General features: G+C 36.2%; 18 protein-coding genes and 1 pseudogene. 15 read left to right on the forward strand and 4 right to left on the reverse strand.

Features of this window, described 5'->3' with window-relative positions; all coding sequences use genetic code 11:
* Positions 1 to 4: 4 nt before the first annotated feature.
* From D0817_RS17700 to ftsY, 7 genes are all read left to right on the forward strand, one after another.
* On the forward strand, positions 5 to 616 hold the full coding sequence (locus tag D0817_RS17700; RefSeq protein ID WP_127339699.1) for a fumarylacetoacetate hydrolase family protein: 612 nt from the start codon (positions 5 to 7) through the stop codon (positions 614 to 616).
* Entirely contained in the window at positions 616 to 960 is a 345-nt protein-coding gene (locus tag D0817_RS17705) for an Hpt domain-containing protein (RefSeq protein ID WP_127339700.1), read from the forward strand. Before D0817_RS17700 ends, D0817_RS17705 begins: the two co-directional genes overlap by 1 nt.
* Positions 961 to 1,167: 207 nt before the next feature.
* Positions 1,168 to 2,421, forward strand: a complete 1,254-nt coding sequence (locus tag D0817_RS17710) for a CinA family nicotinamide mononucleotide deamidase-related protein (RefSeq protein ID WP_127339758.1) — start codon at positions 1,168 to 1,170, stop codon at positions 2,419 to 2,421.
* Positions 2,422 to 2,492: 71 nt separating this feature from the next.
* Positions 2,493 to 2,729, forward strand: a complete 237-nt coding sequence (gene rpmB / locus D0817_RS17715; protein WP_008468080.1) for a 50S ribosomal protein L28 — start codon at positions 2,493 to 2,495, stop codon at positions 2,727 to 2,729.
* 27 nt (positions 2,730 to 2,756) lie between these two features.
* Positions 2,757 to 2,939, forward strand: a complete 183-nt coding sequence (gene rpmG / locus D0817_RS17720) for a 50S ribosomal protein L33 (RefSeq protein ID WP_017495179.1) — start codon at positions 2,757 to 2,759, stop codon at positions 2,937 to 2,939.
* A 7-nt stretch (positions 2,940 to 2,946) separates the two neighbouring features.
* Positions 2,947 to 3,099 (forward strand): DUF4295 domain-containing protein, encoded by a 153-nt coding sequence (locus tag D0817_RS17725; protein WP_127339701.1) that lies wholly within the window; start codon positions 2,947 to 2,949, stop codon positions 3,097 to 3,099.
* Between the two features lie 248 nt (positions 3,100 to 3,347).
* Positions 3,348 to 4,301: a signal recognition particle-docking protein FtsY gene (ftsY, locus tag D0817_RS17730; protein WP_127339702.1), complete on the forward strand. Its 954-nt coding sequence runs from the start codon at positions 3,348 to 3,350 to the stop codon at positions 4,299 to 4,301.
* A 353-nt stretch (positions 4,302 to 4,654) separates the two neighbouring features.
* On the opposite strand, the gene D0817_RS17740 is transcribed toward ftsY, so the two are convergent.
* Positions 4,655 to 5,719, reverse strand: a complete 1,065-nt coding sequence (locus D0817_RS17740) for a serine hydrolase domain-containing protein (RefSeq protein ID WP_127339704.1) — start codon at positions 5,717 to 5,719, stop codon at positions 4,655 to 4,657.
* Positions 5,720 to 5,953: 234 nt separating this feature from the next.
* Here D0817_RS17740 and D0817_RS17745 point away from each other — a divergent pair, with 234 nt between their 5' ends.
* The 3 genes from D0817_RS17745 (at position 5,954) to D0817_RS17755 (ending at position 7,552) form a co-directional block, all read left to right on the forward strand.
* Positions 5,954 to 6,391: a lipocalin-like domain-containing protein gene (locus tag D0817_RS17745; RefSeq protein ID WP_127339705.1), complete on the forward strand. Its 438-nt coding sequence runs from the start codon at positions 5,954 to 5,956 to the stop codon at positions 6,389 to 6,391.
* Entirely contained in the window at positions 6,372 to 6,668 is a 297-nt protein-coding gene (locus D0817_RS17750) for a DciA family protein (RefSeq protein ID WP_127339706.1), read from the forward strand. The genes D0817_RS17745 and D0817_RS17750 overlap by 20 nt, the downstream gene beginning before the upstream one ends.
* Positions 6,669 to 6,832: 164 nt before the next feature.
* Positions 6,833 to 7,552 carry a hypothetical protein gene (locus D0817_RS17755; protein WP_127339707.1) on the forward strand — a complete coding sequence of 240 codons (720 nt, stop codon included), beginning with the start codon at positions 6,833 to 6,835 and terminating at the stop codon, positions 7,550 to 7,552.
* Positions 7,553 to 7,719: 167 nt separating this feature from the next.
* On the opposite strand, the gene D0817_RS17760 is transcribed toward D0817_RS17755, so the two are convergent.
* The 3 genes from D0817_RS17760 to bshC form a co-directional block, all read right to left on the reverse strand.
* A complete protein-coding gene (locus tag D0817_RS17760) occupies positions 7,720 to 8,139 on the reverse strand; it encodes a nucleoside-diphosphate kinase (RefSeq protein WP_026984871.1) in 420 nt (139 codons plus the stop codon).
* 244 nt (positions 8,140 to 8,383) lie between these two features.
* Positions 8,384 to 9,655, reverse strand: coding sequence for an acyltransferase family protein (locus D0817_RS17765; RefSeq protein WP_127339708.1), 1,272 nt, complete (start codon positions 9,653 to 9,655; stop codon positions 8,384 to 8,386).
* A 115-nt stretch (positions 9,656 to 9,770) separates the two neighbouring features.
* Positions 9,771 to 11,360, reverse strand: a complete 1,590-nt coding sequence (bshC, locus tag D0817_RS17770; RefSeq protein WP_127339709.1) for a bacillithiol biosynthesis cysteine-adding enzyme BshC — start codon at positions 11,358 to 11,360, stop codon at positions 9,771 to 9,773.
* A 482-nt stretch (positions 11,361 to 11,842) separates the two neighbouring features.
* Here bshC and D0817_RS17775 point away from each other — a divergent pair, with 482 nt between their 5' ends.
* The 5 genes and pseudogenes from D0817_RS17775 (at position 11,843) to D0817_RS17795 (ending at position 16,716) form a co-directional block, all read left to right on the forward strand.
* Positions 11,843 to 12,637 carry a hypothetical protein gene (locus tag D0817_RS17775; protein ID WP_127339710.1) on the forward strand — a complete coding sequence of 265 codons (795 nt, stop codon included), beginning with the start codon at positions 11,843 to 11,845 and terminating at the stop codon, positions 12,635 to 12,637.
* Positions 12,627 to 14,018, forward strand: a complete 1,392-nt coding sequence (locus D0817_RS17780; RefSeq protein ID WP_127339711.1) for an RtcB family protein — start codon at positions 12,627 to 12,629, stop codon at positions 14,016 to 14,018. The genes D0817_RS17775 and D0817_RS17780 overlap by 11 nt, the downstream gene beginning before the upstream one ends.
* A gap of 11 nt (positions 14,019 to 14,029) precedes the next feature.
* On the forward strand, positions 14,030 to 14,719 hold the full coding sequence (prfH, locus tag D0817_RS17785) for a peptide chain release factor H (RefSeq protein ID WP_127339712.1): 690 nt from the start codon (positions 14,030 to 14,032) through the stop codon (positions 14,717 to 14,719).
* Between the two features lie 35 nt (positions 14,720 to 14,754).
* The gene (locus D0817_RS17790; protein ID WP_127339713.1) at positions 14,755 to 15,285 is read left to right on the forward strand and encodes a tetratricopeptide repeat protein; all 531 of its coding nucleotides are present in this window, start codon (positions 14,755 to 14,757) and stop codon (positions 15,283 to 15,285) included.
* A 153-nt stretch (positions 15,286 to 15,438) separates the two neighbouring features.
* Positions 15,439 to 16,716: pseudogene (locus D0817_RS17795) on the forward strand (MFS transporter).
* Positions 16,717 to 16,777 lie beyond the last annotated feature (61 nt).

Below are 16,777 nucleotides of genomic sequence, written 5' to 3' on the forward strand. Positions count from 1 at the left end.
AAATATGAAGATTATTTGTATCGGTAGAAATTATACCAATCATATTGAGGAATTAAAAAACGAAAGGCCAACGGAACCGGTTGTTTTCATGAAGCCGGATTCAGCGGTTTTATTAAAGCAGCATCCTTTTGTAATCCCCGAATTTTCTGAGGAAATTCATCACGAAATTGAGATAATTGTTAAAATAAATAAAGTAGGAAAGTATATTGAGCCTAAGTTTGCGCATAAGTATTATGACGAAATTAGTGTGGGTATTGATTTTACTGCCAGGGATTTACAGGATAAACTAAAAGCAAAAGGATTGCCCTGGGAAAAAGCCAAAGCCTTTGATGGCTCTGCTGTTATCGGCGATTTTTTGCCTAAAACCGATTTTGTTTCTATGGAAAATCTTACTTTTGAATTAACAAATAATTCTAAGACCGTTCAAAAAGGAAACACCGGCTTTATGCTTTGGAAAATTGATGAACTGGTGTCGTTTGTGTCACAGTATTTTACATTAAAAATCGGCGACATTATTTTTACAGGAACACCGGAAGGGGTTGCCTCTGTTAAACCAAACGACGTTTTGGAAGGCTTTTTAGAAGATAAAAAATTATTCAGAATACAAGTAAAATAATGGCTTTAAAGTACAACCTTTCGAAAGTGTATGCACTTTCAGATAATGATCCTGAATTTGTAAACGAAATTCTAAAACTATTTGTTACCGAAGTTCCCGAGGATTTGAAACAAATCAAGGAAGGAATCAAAAAGAAAGATCATAAATATGCTTATTCGTATGCACATAAGATAAAACCAACATTGGATTTAATGGGGTTAAATGTGGCATTCGAAGAAATCCTGCAAGTGGAGGCCTGGACAAAGGCCGAAGGCAAGAAAAAAGAAATTATCGAAACTTTTAAAAGTATAAAAATACAGGTAAAAGATGCGATTAAGGAAATCAAAAAAGACTTTGATTTGTAATATACAGACACGATCCTGTTTTTGGTTTTCTTAAATGAAATCAAAAACAGGATCATGCCGATAGCTATTCTTTTGTTTTATAAGATAGTAATGCGGTATTCCTTTTGTCGCAAAGAAGCCGTTTCTTCCCTGCCTTCAAATCGTTGCGGCAATAATCTTCTTTATAATAATGACTTACAATTCAGTAAGCAAAAATATTCCACAGCTATGAAAGCAACCATCATTACTATTGGAGACGAAATTTTAATCGGTCAGATCGTAGATACGAATTCCGGTTTTATTGCAAAATCATTAGACCGGATTGGTGTTGAGGTTCATGAAATGATTTCAATAAGCGATGACAAAAAGCATATTTTAGACACCTTTGCACAATTGCAGAACAAAGTTGATATTGTTGTGATTACCGGCGGATTAGGTCCGACAAAAGATGATATCACTAAAAAGACATTCTGCGAATATTTTAATGATGAACTTGTCGTGAATCCTGAAGTTTTAGCACATGTAACGGAATTAATAGAAGGATTTTACAAACGCCCGATTTCGCAATTAAACAAAGATCAGGCACTGGTTCCTTCCACCTGTACCGTGCTGCATAATAAAGTGGGTACGGCACCGGGAATGTGGATGAAGAAAGAAAATACGGTGTTTATTTCGCTTCCGGGAGTTCCGTATGAAATGAAATATTTGGTCGAAAACGAAATAATTCCAAAAATTATTCGCGAATACAAGCGACCGTATATTATCCACAGAACGATTTTAACGTATGGGCAGGGCGAGAGTTTAGTCGCGGAGCGTATTGAAGACTGGGAGAACAATCTGCCTGATTTTATCAAATTGGCTTACCTTCCAAATCCCGGCAGAGTGCGTTTGCGTCTTTCGGCAAGAGGTACCGATAAAGAAGTGCTCGAAGAGGCGCTTGAAGCCAATATAAAATCATTAGATGCTATAATTCATGATATTATAGTAGGCTACGAAGAAAACGAAACGATAGAGTCGGTAGTCGGAAAACTATTGACGAAACAAAATAAAACCATTGCTACGGCTGAAAGTTTTACGGGTGGAAAAATTGCATCGGTTTTATCGGCAGTTCCCGGGGCTTCCGGCTATTTCAAGGGCAGTGTGGTTTCGTATGCAACAGAGGCGAAAGTTAATGTTCTTGGGGTCTCACAGGATATAGTCGACCAATATTCGGTCGTAAGTGCACAGGTAGCAGCGGCTATGGCTTTGAATGTGAAAGAGATACTTAAAACAGACTATGCAATTGCGACTACGGGGAACGCCGGACCGTCAAAAGGTGACTCAGATGCGGAAATTGGTACCGTTTTTATCGCTTTGGCAACACCAAATGGTATAATTACAGAAGAATTTAATTTTGGCCAACCACGTGAAAAAGTGATAGATAGAGCTACGATTAAGAGTTTAGAAATATTACAGAAAGAAATTTTGAAAATTGTGCATTAATTTTTTGCTACAATGGTTTATTTTTCTTTTCTTTGCACCCTGATTTTGAATAACGATAAAAGATAAGTATAATGTCAAGAGTTTGTGACCTTACAGGTAAAAGAGCGATGGTAGGAAATAACGTTTCTCACGCTATGAACAAAACTAAGAGAAAATTTTCTGTAAACTTAGTTAAAAAGCGTTTTTATCTTCCAGAAGAAGATAGATGGATTACTCTTAGAGTAGCAGCATCTACGATAAAAACAATTAATAAAAATGGAATCACTGCTGTTTTGAAAAAAGCACAGTCAGAAGGATTTATCAAATAATCTTTTCCTAAATAAATATATAGCAAGATGGCAAAGAAAGGTAATAGAATCCAGGTAATTTTAGAATGTACAGAACACAAGACTTCTGGTGTTGCAGGTACTTCTAGATATATAACAACTAAGAACAAGAAAAATACTCCGGACAGACTTGAGATTAAAAAATTTAATCCAATCCTGAAACGTGTAACTGTTCATAAAGAAATTAAATAATTAAGTCATGGCAAAGAAAACCGTAGCATCGTTACAAACAGCTTCTAAGAGATTATCAAAAGCCATCAAAATGGTAAAATCTCCTAAAACTGGTGCATATACATTCGTAGAATCTATTATGACTCCTGAAGAAGTTGATAATTTCTTGAAAAAGAAATAATAACATACATCGCATATAGAAAAGCTACTTTCATTCGGAAGTAGCTTTTTTATTTTTTATATTTGTCTAAAATTTACAGAAACAAAAAAGTACTGTTCTTCCTAAAAGGTTTCCGATTTTTCTTATAACAGCTAAAATCAATTGCTGAGATAATCAAAAACAGCTGAGCGGCCAATTTCTTCTGTAAACATTAAGATTATAGATTACCAAAAAAATCATATAGTCTAGAACTAACAACAAATAAAAAAATGAGTTTTTTTAAAAAATTATTCTCTACCGACAAAAAAGAGACGTTAGACAAAAGTCTTGAAAAATCAAAAAATACTTTTTTCTCAAAGTTAAGCAAAGCTGTAGCCGGAAAATCTAAGGTTGATGACGATGTTTTAGATGATCTGGAAGAAATTCTGGTAGCTTCTGATGTTGGCGTAAATACAACATTAAAGATAATTTCGAGAATCGAAAAACGTGTTGCCGAAGATAAATATTTAGGAACAGAAGAATTAAACCAGATTCTTCGCGAAGAGATTGGTTCTTTGTTATCTGAAACAAATACCGGTGAAGCTACTGAGTTTGAAATCCCAAAAGATAAAAAACCATACGTTTTAATGGTGGTTGGAGTGAACGGGGTTGGAAAAACCACTACAATTGGTAAATTGGCTTATCAGTTTAAAAAAGCAGGTTATAAAGTGGTTTTAGGTGCTGCAGATACTTTTCGTGCTGCTGCCATTGATCAGTTGCAGGTTTGGGCCGACCGTGTAGATGTGCCTATCGTAAGACAAAATATGGGAAGCGATCCTGCTTCTGTTGCTTTTGATACCCTGCAGTCTGCTGTAGCCCAGGATGCCGATATTGTCATTATTGATACTGCCGGACGTCTTCATAATAAAATTAATTTGATGAACGAACTTACCAAGGTAAAACGTGTGATGCAGAAAGTTGTTACTGATGCCCCTCACGATGTTCTTTTGGTTTTAGATGGCTCAACCGGCCAGAATGCTTTTGAGCAGGCAAAACAGTTTACTGCGGCTACAGAGGTAACTTCGCTTGCCGTTACTAAATTGGACGGTACTGCTAAAGGTGGTGTGGTGATCGGTATTTCAGATCAATTTCAGATTCCTGTAAAATATATTGGTGTCGGTGAAGGAATTGAAGACTTACAGGTCTTTAATAAATATGAATTCGTAGATAGTTTCTTTAAATAATAGCAGAATGAGTTTTTCTTCTTTAAAAAATATTCCGCCTGTTACTTTTTACTTTGCAAGCGTTATAAGTTTTGTTTTGGCCAATGTTCTAAAAGATAAAAGTTTGTCTTTTTATTACATTTTATTGGTTTTGGGCCTGGTATTCTTTTTTATGGGAATGCTGAAAAGAATCCGAACAAAAAGATAAAATAAATAAATATCCAATACAGAAATCCCAAATTCCAACTGTTACAATTGGAATTTGGGATTTCTGTATTGGAATTTGAAGATACTGTATTGGAATTTGGAATTTCTTTATTGGAATTTAAAGATACTGTATTGGAATTTGGAATTTCTTTATTGGAATTTAAAAATTATTGGTACAAAGCACTAATTTTCTCCCATAAAGTTTCATCAAAATCAGATAAAGCCAGATTGACATCGTCAGCGGCGTCTCCCATTCTGATCACGACCATATTTTTACCTGGAATGATGTATATTTTCTGGTCGTTTTTTCCAAGTGCCATAAACATATCGTTGGGTGCGGTTGGAATTATACTTCCCGGAATCGTAAGCTGTGATTGTGGTAAATGGTAATTGGCTTTTCCGTTCAGCCACCACAAATAGCCGTATCCTAAATTGATGTTTTGCGAAGTATTGGTAGCTTCGTTAAAGTAACTTTCGTTCAGAATAGTAGTATTCTCCCATTTTCCTTTATTCAGCATTAAGAGTCCGAAACGGGCCATGCTTCTTGTAGTGCTGGTATATACACTATTGACGCCAAGTTGTACCCAACTGCCATTCATGCCAATTTTGTCCCTTAATTTCGTATTGAAATAGTTCTCCCAGGTTTGTTTGCTTGCTTTTGCCACGACATCCTGCAGTTTTACATATACATTATGATATGCCCAGCGTTTTCCGGCATCGGCTTTGTAGATTAAGCTGGCAGGATCTACATCGTCTGTAGTGTCATCAAGTCCGGATGTCATGGTGAGTAAATGTTTGCAGGTGATCTGGTTTTCCTGTGCGGGTAATTCACTTGTCCAGCCTGTTCCGATATAATCCGAAACCTTGTTGTTGATGTTGAGCAAACCTTCCTGTTGTGCAATTCCGGTCATCGTTGATGTTAATGTTTTCCCGGCACTAGCCCAGTACCAGTTCGTAGTTGCTGTATGATTGTTGAAATAATTTTCTAAAACAATTCGTCCGTTTACTAAAATAATAAACGATTTGGAATGTTTTAATTCTAGATAATCCAAAAGAGGCTGTACTGCATTTTGATTCCATTTGAGGTCTGAAATGGACTTCGTTTCCCAGGTGCTTCCGGTTAAAGGAGGAAAATACATGGCTTGTGCCGGAGCCGATTCCTCATCGGATGATTCTTTGCTGCAACTGATAAAAGTTAAGAGTATCAGCAGCTTAAAAATAGTTTTGGTCATGTTTTTGGTTTTTAGGTTTGGGGTTTGACCAAAAATATGCAAAATAGTTTAATGGGTTTTGTGAATTTTTATTTCTTTTGAATTTTTATAAGGTTAACTTTGTGACTCACGAAATATTCTTTTTGAAAACGGGAGTCCTAGCCCTGATGGGAGCGGCATCCTTTTATGGCGGTGTTTGCCATAAAAGATACAGCGGACAGCAGGAATCAGCTCCTTATTAATAGTATACTTATTATGAAAAACTCTTTTATGATCTTGGTTTTGTCTCTTTTGTTTGTGAGCTGCAAACAGGAAATTAAACCAGCAGATATTGCAAAACTGAACGGTTACTGGGAAATTACGAAAGTTGTTGATAAAGGGGAAGAGAAGGACTACGGAATGAATGAAAGTTTTGATTTTTTTGAAATTAAAAAAAATAAAGGAATCCGAAAGAAAGTGATGCCGCAATTTGACGGCACTTTTTTGACAAGTGATTCTTTTGAAAATGTTTCGGTTCGTTTTGCTGATGGAAAGACTTTTTTAGATTATAAAACAGATTATGCAAAGTGGAGTGAGGAATTGATTTCATTATCGGATGAAGAACTGGTGGTGAAAAATGCTGAGAACAAGGAATATCATTATAAAAAAGCAGGACCAATAAATTTAGGAAACGATGGCAAAAAGGTTAAATAATCAAAGTTCAATTGGAGATGTGCTGCAACAGATTATTCAGGTGAATAAACTGCAGCCCGGAATGGATCAGATTGATGTAAAAGAAGCCTGGAGGCAGCTGATGGGGAATGGCGTAAATACGTATACGAAAAACGTTGTCCTGAAAGGAAGTACGCTTTATGTAGAACTTGGATCTGCTGTTTTGAGAGAGGAACTGAGCCACGGAAAATCTAAAATTGTCAGGATGATTAATGAAGAGTTAGGGCGTGAAGTGGTGAAGGATGTCGTTTTACGTTAGATTTTATTTGACGTTAAACGATTTAGACCGCCGGGTTTTAATATTAAAAAATAAAATTAACACTTCTACTTTGGAAGTGTTTTTTTTGTGATATATTTGACCGATAAGTATTTTTTTTAATACATATTTTTTTAATAATTAAACATCAAAAACAATCCAAAAACATGAAAAAAGTATTCCTTATTTTAACAGTATTATTAGCTGTAAACAGTTATTCGCAAAAGAAAAAAGTCGCAGTTGTCGGTTTTTACACAGACAAAACAATCAGTCTTGCTGATTTGGGACTAGGCAGTTTGGCTGCAATAGCTGATTTAGGTAATAATCCTGATTTTAATCTTACCCCTATTTTAGAGAAGTATCATAATTCTTTTTTTAATGTTTTTTCTAAACAATTCCCTTTTGATTTACTTCCAGAAAATGAGGTAATCCAAAAACAGGAATATATTGATTTCGTTCCTAAATTTGCCAGAGAAGGAGATGCCGGGAAAACAATCATCAATTACCCTGGATACAAATATATTTATGAAGGTATGAATGGTTCTGAGAATGAAGTAGGAACTGCTACCATGTTTAAAGATGTTGCTGATGGTGTTTTATTTACTGAAATACATTTTGCTTTGCAAAAAGGATTCGCTGTTGGTGGAACCGGAACGGTTAAAATGAAAGCGTATGCGAGAATTGCTTTATATGATAAAACAGGAAAAAAAGTATTTGCTTTTAGTGAAGGAGCAAACTCTAAAAAGACCGGGGCTATTATAGGAGGAATTCCGGTTTTAACTGCTGAAAAAATATTACCAATGTGTGAAAGCGCCTTAGATGAGCTTTTGAAAGATTTAGATGAAAAAGTAGCTAAAATCATTAAAAAGACAGACGGTAAACTGTAATAATTTTACAATCAAAATAAAAAAAATCCATTCGTAAGAATGGATTTTTTTTGTGCTAAAATCTAAAATCTAAAATCTAAAATCTAAAATCTAAAATCTAAAATCTAAAATCTAAAATCTAAAATCTAAAATCTAAAATCTAAAATCTAAAATCTAAAATCTAAAATCTAGAACTGCTCTCTTCCTGCAAAGTGGAATGCACCTTCGATAGCAGCATTTTCGTCGCTATCTGAACCGTGAACTGCATTTTCTCCAATAGAAGTTGCGTATGCTTTACGAATAGTTCCTTCTGCAGCTTCAGCCGGATTTGTAGCTCCAATTAAAGTTCTGAAATCTTCTACTGCGTTATCTTTTTCTAAAATAGCAGCAACAATTGGTCCGCGTGACATAAATTCTACTAATTCTCCGTAGAAAGGTCTTGCAGCGTGAACAGCATAAAATGCCTGAGCATCCGCTACAGTTAATTGAGTTAGTTTTAACGAAACGATTTTGAAACCTCCGTTAGTAATCATTGCTAAGATGTTCCCAATGTGTCCGTTTGCTACAGCATCCGGCTTAATCATTGTAAAAGTTCTATTTGTTGCCATTTTCTTGCGTTTTTTAAAATTTGTGCAAAAATAGACTTTTTTATGAATTAATTTTAATTAATTGATAATTAAAACATCATGAAATATTGTTTTGCTAAAGAAGAGTGAATTTTTTTACCATATAAGTTATATAAGTTCATTTAAGTGCAGGCTGTTATTTTTTGCACAGTTGAAAAAAAAGGACACAGTGTTTGTGCGTCCTTTTCCTTATAATATCTTACATAACTTATATGGTAAGAAAAAACTAAACTTTAAAAATCAGTTTGTTTTTGTAGAATATCCATAGAATAAAAGTCCAGATGGCGACATAAACCAATGCTCCGGCAAAGGAAGCCATCATCGGATTACTGAAAAACGGGGCAATTCCGTAACCATATAAATAACTCAGAAGATTAATCTGTTCTCCGGTTTTGTGCGGATTTTCAAACTGAATCATGACCAAAGCCTGTGGTATAATCTGGGAAGCAAAAAACACAATCATCGGATTGACGCCCCAGATTAAAAATAACTTAAATCCTTTCTTATAGGCTGCAATATCAATAATGTAATAGAGAATCGACAAGACAGTGGTCGCCAGTCCTGTTGTATATAATACGTAGCTGCTGGTCCAGATCGATTTGTTGATTGGAAAAACGATATTCCAAAGCAGACCACCGATAATTAAGGCTATTCCGGCTATCATCATTTTTTTGGCAATCTCGGTTTTTGCAACTTTAAGTTGTAATAACTGACCAATCAAAAGACCAATAATTCCATTTACGATAGATGGAATAGTACTCAGAATTCCTTCGGGATCCCAGGTTACAGTGCCGCGATACATATGACCTTTAAGGAGAATGCCATCGAGCCATGAAGCTAAATTGGTCGCCTTATCAAGGTTCGCTTCGCCGATTCCGGGAACCGGAATTAATGTCATCGCTGCCCAATACCCTAATAATAAAACAACTCCGGTTATGATTTGGGTCTTTTGTGATGTTTTTAAATACAATAGCGAAACCACAAAATACACCACTGCAATTCGTTGTAAAACGCCCGGAAGACGTACATCCTGATACGCTTCGATTCCGCTGTAGGCTAAAATGAGATAGATAAGCAATATCGAAAAAGCGAATATGTTTTTTAGTTTAGCATTAAAATTCCCCATCAGCGCATAGCCGACAGCGATTGTAATCATTAAGCGGCCAATAAGCAACGGAATTCCTTCGAGACCAAAAAGCTGTATTTTCCCGAAATAATTGAAGAAAATCCCAAGGCATAACATTCGTAAGGAACGTACCAGGATTTTATTAAAGGTTGTGCCGTCGTATTTTTTATCCGGCATGGCAAGAGGAACTGCCACTCCCATAATAAAGACAAAAAAAGGAAATACTAAGTCGGTTAGTGTACAGCCATTCCATTCGGCATGCAAAAGTGGGGGAAAAACATGTCCCCAATCTCCGGGATTGTTGACAATTGTCATTAATAAAATTGTGAGTCCGCGAAAGACATCTAGCGAAATTAAGCGTTCTTTTACCATTGGTTTTGGGTAAATTGGTTAGTTAATAATTTTAAAAGTCGCTATTTGGTTTAAAAACAATACTTTCAGAATCAGGTGGTTATTTTATCCTGAAAGTATTGCGGTAAAGTATAAATTATATTGTTATAATGGAGAAATTAGTGGATAAAGGTTTTAATTTTTGAGTTAATAACGGAATCAGTTGTTCGCCTTTTTCCAAATAAAACTCAGAAAAATTAGTCTGGCGTTCCTGTAAGCTGTTGTTTGGAAACAGTTGACACTGTAAATCCACAACGCGCTCTAACTGGTCGTTTAATTTTCTTTTTTGCGCTTTAAGCAGGCGCTTCTCTAAATTTTCAAGGCCTTTTTTCTGTTTTACTTCCTGTGCTTTTACCGCTCCGGTAAAGGATTTGTCTGTTTTTTGGGCCAATTCAGAGAGGTATTCAAATTGTTTTTCCAGGATTTCTTTTTGAGGTGTTAAATCAATAGGGAATTCTGAAATTTTATGCGTGACAGCGTTTACCAAATCGGCTGGTTTGGTAAATAAATCTTTCCAGCTTAAACCTAACTGATCGGCTTTTTTAGCTTGTTTTTCTGTTGTCAGCAATACCGAATTCCGAACCAGAATCATCGGGAATGTGATGTTTACGGTATCGAAGAAAGATTTTAATTCCAGCCAGTAGGCAATTTCCCCGCCTCCTCCAATATAGCATAAATTAGGCAGGATAATTTCCTGATACAACGGACGCATGATCACATTCGGACTGAATTTCTCCGGATGACTTTCCAATAATTGTAAAATTTCCTCTTTCGAAAATGAAGTTTTGGTATTATTGACAGTGAATCGGTCCTTCTCAAAAACAATTCGTTCACGAAGATTATCTTCAATATAAAATAAATTGATTTCACGAGGATTTACCTGAACGGTATAATTTTTCAGTTTTTCAATTGTCTCCTGAACAGCTTTAAAAGAAGTTTGTTCCAGCAGCTCTTCTTTAATGTAAGGAATAAAGGCACGTTTTAAATCTGCATTATCAGCATCTATAATCACCAGGCCCTGAGAAGCAAATAAACCATTCGCTAAAAAACGGGTTGCATCAGCAAGATTATCATGGTTTAGGTAAGCGTCTTCAAATAGTTTTTTCAGCGTATTGGCATTCGTGCTTGAGCCTAATTGCAACGCATAAATTTCGAAAAATTCAGCCAGGCCTTCTGTGGAGAGTCTTCCTACAGGGCCGGTACTTTCGGTGTTCCAGCGGAATTTTTTCCCTTTAAAATTGAAATAATTGATCTCTTCAAAATCGTGGTCTTCTGTTGCCATCCAATAAATCGGAACGAAATTGAAATTAGGATATTTCGATTTCAATTCTTTAGTCAGATTGATGGTCGAGATAATTTTATAAAGAAAATATAGCGGCCCGCTAAAAAGATTTAACTGATGCCCGGTCGTCACTGTAAACGTACTTTCGTGCGCTAAAAGCTCAATGTTTTGTTGCGTTAAATCTGAAATTTCCAGGGCAGCGTATTGCGCTTTTAAAACAGAAACCAGCGGAATGCGGTTTTGATTATCGAAATTCTGCTGCTTTTCAATGATTTGTTTTTCAAATTTTTCCAGTGCCGGAAAATTATTATATAGCGGTTGTAGGTCCGGTTTTTGTTCTAAATAATCTTGTATCAAAGTCGAGAAATATCCTGAGTTTTGGTAGCTGATACAGTCGGTTGGCATAATTTTGGGTTTATTTTTGATAGCTGTAAATTTAAGCAAAATATGCAGTTAAAATTGGTTTTAACGATTGCTTATGATTTGAATTTTATTTTATAATATAAATATCTGTAAATCAATATGTTTCGACAGTTTTTAAAAATATTTTAAGAATAATTTGTTTATTAGGAAAATATTTCACAAAATTTTCCTCAGAAAAATAAATCATTAATTATTAATAACGAAGACAATGTTTGTACTAAACTTTACCTCTCAAAACATCGCATCAGGATCAGATTCTGTTGGCATGTGTCTTCGTGGCTTTTCTCAATCCTAGCAAATCAATTTTAGATATAGAAAGAAGCCCGAAGGAAATAACTTTCGGGCTTTTTTTATTCTAGACACTTCAGAAATTCCCGATCCCGAACTTAATTTATCTGTTTAAGATAAAATGTTTTGCCCTGCATTTTTAAATGTTGGGTCAGAATTCATTTAATTTTTTTTTAATGGACAATTCTCTTTTAGATGATTACATTTTGTGTAGTCGTTTAAGAAATCAAAAGCAAAAAAAGAGCGCAGTTAAAAAAGATTTTGAAAAACAATTAATTCAGTTAGCTAAGCTGGAAGAGGAACTATTACATAAGCGACGAACCTTACCATTAGTTCCTCTGGCAACGCCTTATCAAAAAGGGTGGCAACGCAATTTTGCACTTCGGGAAGATATTGCAAGATCTAAAGAATCGTTGTTTTATAAAACATTATTGGAGAAGATAAATACCGTGCAATATTCTTCGGATAAATCTTTTAAGAAAAAGAAAAAAAGAAAAAGAAAGCATGTCTATGTCGAAAAGCTTCAGATTGTAAAAGAGTTTTCAGAATCGGAATGGAGAAGTCCAAAACTAGCATTGACGGACAAAGAAAGAATGCATTTTTATAAAAGTGAAAGATGGTGTCCTAATTATAAGCGGTATAAAGTTCATTATATATTTAGTGAACCTTGGCGATATGTATTGCGTGTCAGACCAAATATGATAACACATACAAAAATGGTTGATGCAGTTTTAGAGGGTGAAATTGATAGGATAAGTAATTATATCACTAATCATTTTCTTCGAAATTCAATGATAAAAATTGCGCACGGAAGCGTGAACTATTGGAGAGGGAATAATAAAGAATTAAAATACCAAAATCCATTAGACAATAAACAAATTCATACCATAATGGATGAATATTATAAAGAAAAACAATATCTAAATAAGGAGTCATTGAACTCTAAAGATAAAAAATACAATGGGAAATAAATTATCCGGAAAAGACCTGATTAAAATAGGCTTTCCAAAGAATAACAGTATCAATATTGCTTTAGGGCAGATTAACAGATACAGAAAAAGAGAAAAAAAAGAGAGCATATTAACCGAAGCGAAGGAAGTTTTATTGTTTCCGGAAAAATTTACAGGACACGGAACCTGGGGGAAAGTTGCGGAAGGACTGGTAAATCCGGTACAGGTACGCATGCATCAGCTCAATAATACCCGGGCGCCGTTTTCGATATTCGGAGAAAATGAAATTGATGAACAGGCAAAGTACCAGTTGTATGACGCTTTAAAATTACCGATTTCAGTTGCCGGAGCTTTAATGCCCGACGCGCACTCGGGTTACGGACTGCCGATTGGCGGTGTGCTTGCCACAGACAATTCCGTAATTCCGTACGGAGTTGGCGTTGACATCGGATGCCGCATGAGTTTGTCCATTTTTGACATTCCGGCTTCATTTTTTAAAGGAAAAGAACATCAGCTGCAGGCGATTTTAAAAGACCATACCAAATTCGGAATGTATGAGACCCACACCATAAAAGCAGATCATGAATTGTTCAGCCGGAGTGAATTTCAGGATATTCCGCTTTTGAAAAATCTTTTGGGTAAAGCCTACAAACAGCTTGGTACTTCCGGCGGAGGCAATCATTTTGTGGAATTTGGGATTGCAAAAATCACCAATCCGCTTAATGAATGGAAAATTGGGGCTGGGGAATATTTTGCGGTGCTGTCACATAGCGGGTCAAGAGGATTGGGTGCCAATATTGCAAAACATTACACGTATCTGGCGACAAAACAATGTCCGTTACCTAAAAATGTACAGCATTTGGCCTGGCTGGATCTGAATACGCATGACGGTCAGGAATACTGGCTGGCGATGAATTTAGCCGGCGATTATGCAAAAGCCTGTCACGATGACATTCACCACCGAATGGCAAAAGCGATCGGAAAGCGAGTGGTGGTGACCATTGAAAACCATCACAATTTTGCCTGGAAAGAGACTGTAAACGGCAAGGAAGCCATTGTACATCGCAAAGGAGCGACTCCTGCGAACGTTGGGGAACTGGGTATTATTCCGGGTTCCATGACGGCTCCGGGATTTATTGTGAAGGGAAAAGGAAATGCGGAGAGTTTAAACTCAGCATCGCACGGCGCCGGAAGGCTTTTCTCCCGCAGAAAGTGCAAAGAATCGTTCACCCAAAGTGAAATTAATAAAGTGCTCAAAGCAAACGATGTCACTTTGATTGGAGGAAATATAGATGAAGCTCCAATGGCCTATAAGGACATCAATAAAGTAATGGCCAACCAAAACGAACTCGTTGATGTACTCGGTACATTCACACCGAAGATCGTTAGAATGGACCGCTAAATTAGTAAGAAATGGAAAAAATAGTTCAAATAACATCAGGTCGTGGCCCGGCGGAATGCAGCTGGGTTGTGGCCCAGGTTTTAAAAACCTTTATAGAAGAAGCAAAGGAAAATAATATAAAAACAACAATGCTTCACAGGGAAACCGGAATTGAAAACGGAACAGTAGAAACCGCTACAATTTTACTCGAAAGTGATACGCTGGATACGTTCATGAACTCATGGATCGGCACCATTCAATGGATTGGGCAAAGTCAGTTCAGGAAATTTCATAAAAGGAAAAACTGGTTTATCGGCATTTTCGAAATAGAAAAATCTGCGGCAACCGAAATTTCGGAAAAAGATATTCACTATCAGGCTATGCGAAGTTCGGGAGCCGGAGGGCAGCATGTCAATAAGGTGAGTTCTGCAGTACGGGCGACGCATCTTCCAACCGGAATCAGTGTGGTTTCTATGGATTCACGGTCACAGCACCAGAACAAAAAACTGGCCACTGAAAGGTTATTACAGAAATTTAAAGAAGAGGCCGTAAAGCAGTTTAAAGCTGAATTTCAGGCACAATGGATGAATCAGCTGCAGATTCAGAGAGGCAATCCGGTAAGGATCTTTCAGGGTTCCGATTTTAAAAAACAAAAACAGGAAAAAAAATACAAACAGGAAAGGCAAAAATTAAAAAGAGAAGATTATTTCGACAGGGAATAATACCCCGATTTTTGAATTTCCAAATCTAAAAAATCATGAAAACAGTAGATAAATACATTTTTGAAGCCTTAGATAATTATCCGTATTCGTTGGTAGAAACCATCGAATCACTGGATTACGCTTTGTCTTATGACGACAAAAATACAATGGCATTATGCCTTTATGGCCGTGTTCAGGCCGATCAGCTATTGAAATATGAAGAAGCCAAGGAATATTTTCAACAGGCCATTTCGATTAATATCAATGCTATAGAAGTATATTCGTATTACATCAATACTTTAATCCTGAATGAAGATTATGCGGAAGCGACAAGGCTTATCGATTTTGCTTTGACGATTAAAGGCATTAACAAAGTGGAGATTCTTCTTAAAAAAGTGATGCTTCTAGAAAGCCGGAAAGATTTTAAAAAGGCATTGAAAGCGCTAAAAGAAGCAAGACTTGAAACGTTAAGCAATGAATATGATTATGTTATCGAAGAAACCGAAAAACGATTGCATAAAAAGACAAATAAAAAATCGAAAACCGGATCTAAAAAAGAAAAATCAGCGGATAAAAAGAATAAGTAATAAAGAAAAGGATGCCCATAGGGCATTCTTTTTTTTGTGTTTTAGGTTTTTCACAACGATCTTTTATTTTAACAGATAAATGTTTGCTACTTTCGAAAAATAGATTCATTTTTATATCCTATTTTCTTAAAAAAAAATCTATATCAAAACCAAATGAAAAATAACCCTAATCAAAAGAACTCGTTGCGACATGTTCTTTTTGGCAGTTTGATTGGTACCACCATCGAATTTTTTGACTTCTATATTTATGCCAATGCTGCGGTATTGGTCTTTCCGCAATTGTTTTTTCCGGGTTCCGATAAAACAATGGCCACTTTGGAATCACTGGCGACTTTTTCGATAGCCTTTTTATCGCGCCCATTAGGTTCCGCATTTTTTGGGCATTATGGCGATAAAATTGGTCGTAAGTTTACCTTAGTTGCTGCCTTGTTAACGATGGGAATTTCAACTGTAACGATTGGATTTTTACCCGGTTATGCCAGTATTGGTGTAGCAGCTCCTTTATTATTGATGCTTTGACGATTTGGTCAGGGTGTTGGTTTAGGAGGCGAGTGGGGAGGCGCGGTTTTGCTCGCGATCGAAAATGCTCCACCGCATAAAAGGGCCTGGTATGGTATGTTTCCGCAATTGGGGGCACCTATCGGCTTATTGCTTTCCGGAGGTACTTTCCTGTTGTTAACGGATTCCATGACGAATGAGGATTTTATGAATTATGGATGGAGAATTCCTTTTATTGCCAGTTCTCTTTTGGTGGTAGTCGGGTTTTACATCCGGACTAAAATTACAGAAACACCGTCTTTTGAAAATTCAAAAAACGAACACGAAGAGGTAAAAGTTCCGTTTTTTACCTTGGTAAAATCGTATAAAAACCAATTGATTTTTGGAACCTTTGCAGCGATTACCACCTTTCTGGTGTTTTACCTGATGACGGTTTTTACCCTGAGCTGGGCCACTTCGGATTTGGGTTATGCCAAAAGGGATTTCTTATTGATTCAGATGTTTTCAGTATTGTTTTTTGCTGCTTTTATTCCTGTTTCAGCAGTTGTGGCAGATAAGATTGGACGTCGCAAAATATTAATTATAACTACAATTGCCATTGCTGTTTTTGGTTTCTTCTTCTCTCATTTTTTAAATTCAGGAAGTATAGGTATGGTAACTTTCTTTGTATGTTTAGGAATGTCATTGATGGGATTCACTTACGGACCGTTAGGAACTTTCCTGTCCGAATTATTTCCTACCAATGTTCGTTATTCGGGAGCTTCATTAACGTTTAATCTGGCAGGAATCCTTGGTGCAGCTTTTGCTCCGATGATTGCGATTTGGCTCGCCAGCACGTACAGTTTAACATATGTTGGTTTCTATCTGACTATAGCAGCCTGTATTTCTTTGTTTTCTTTACTGCTTATTAGTAAAAAGGAGCATAAGTTTTAAATAAGTCTGAAATAATAATTAAAAAAGATTGTCCAAATTAAATTCGGGCAACCTTTTCTGT

Origin of the sequence: Flavobacterium cupreum (assembly GCF_003996965.1) — a bacterium.
GTDB classification, from domain to species: domain Bacteria; phylum Bacteroidota; class Bacteroidia; order Flavobacteriales; family Flavobacteriaceae; genus Flavobacterium; species Flavobacterium cupreum.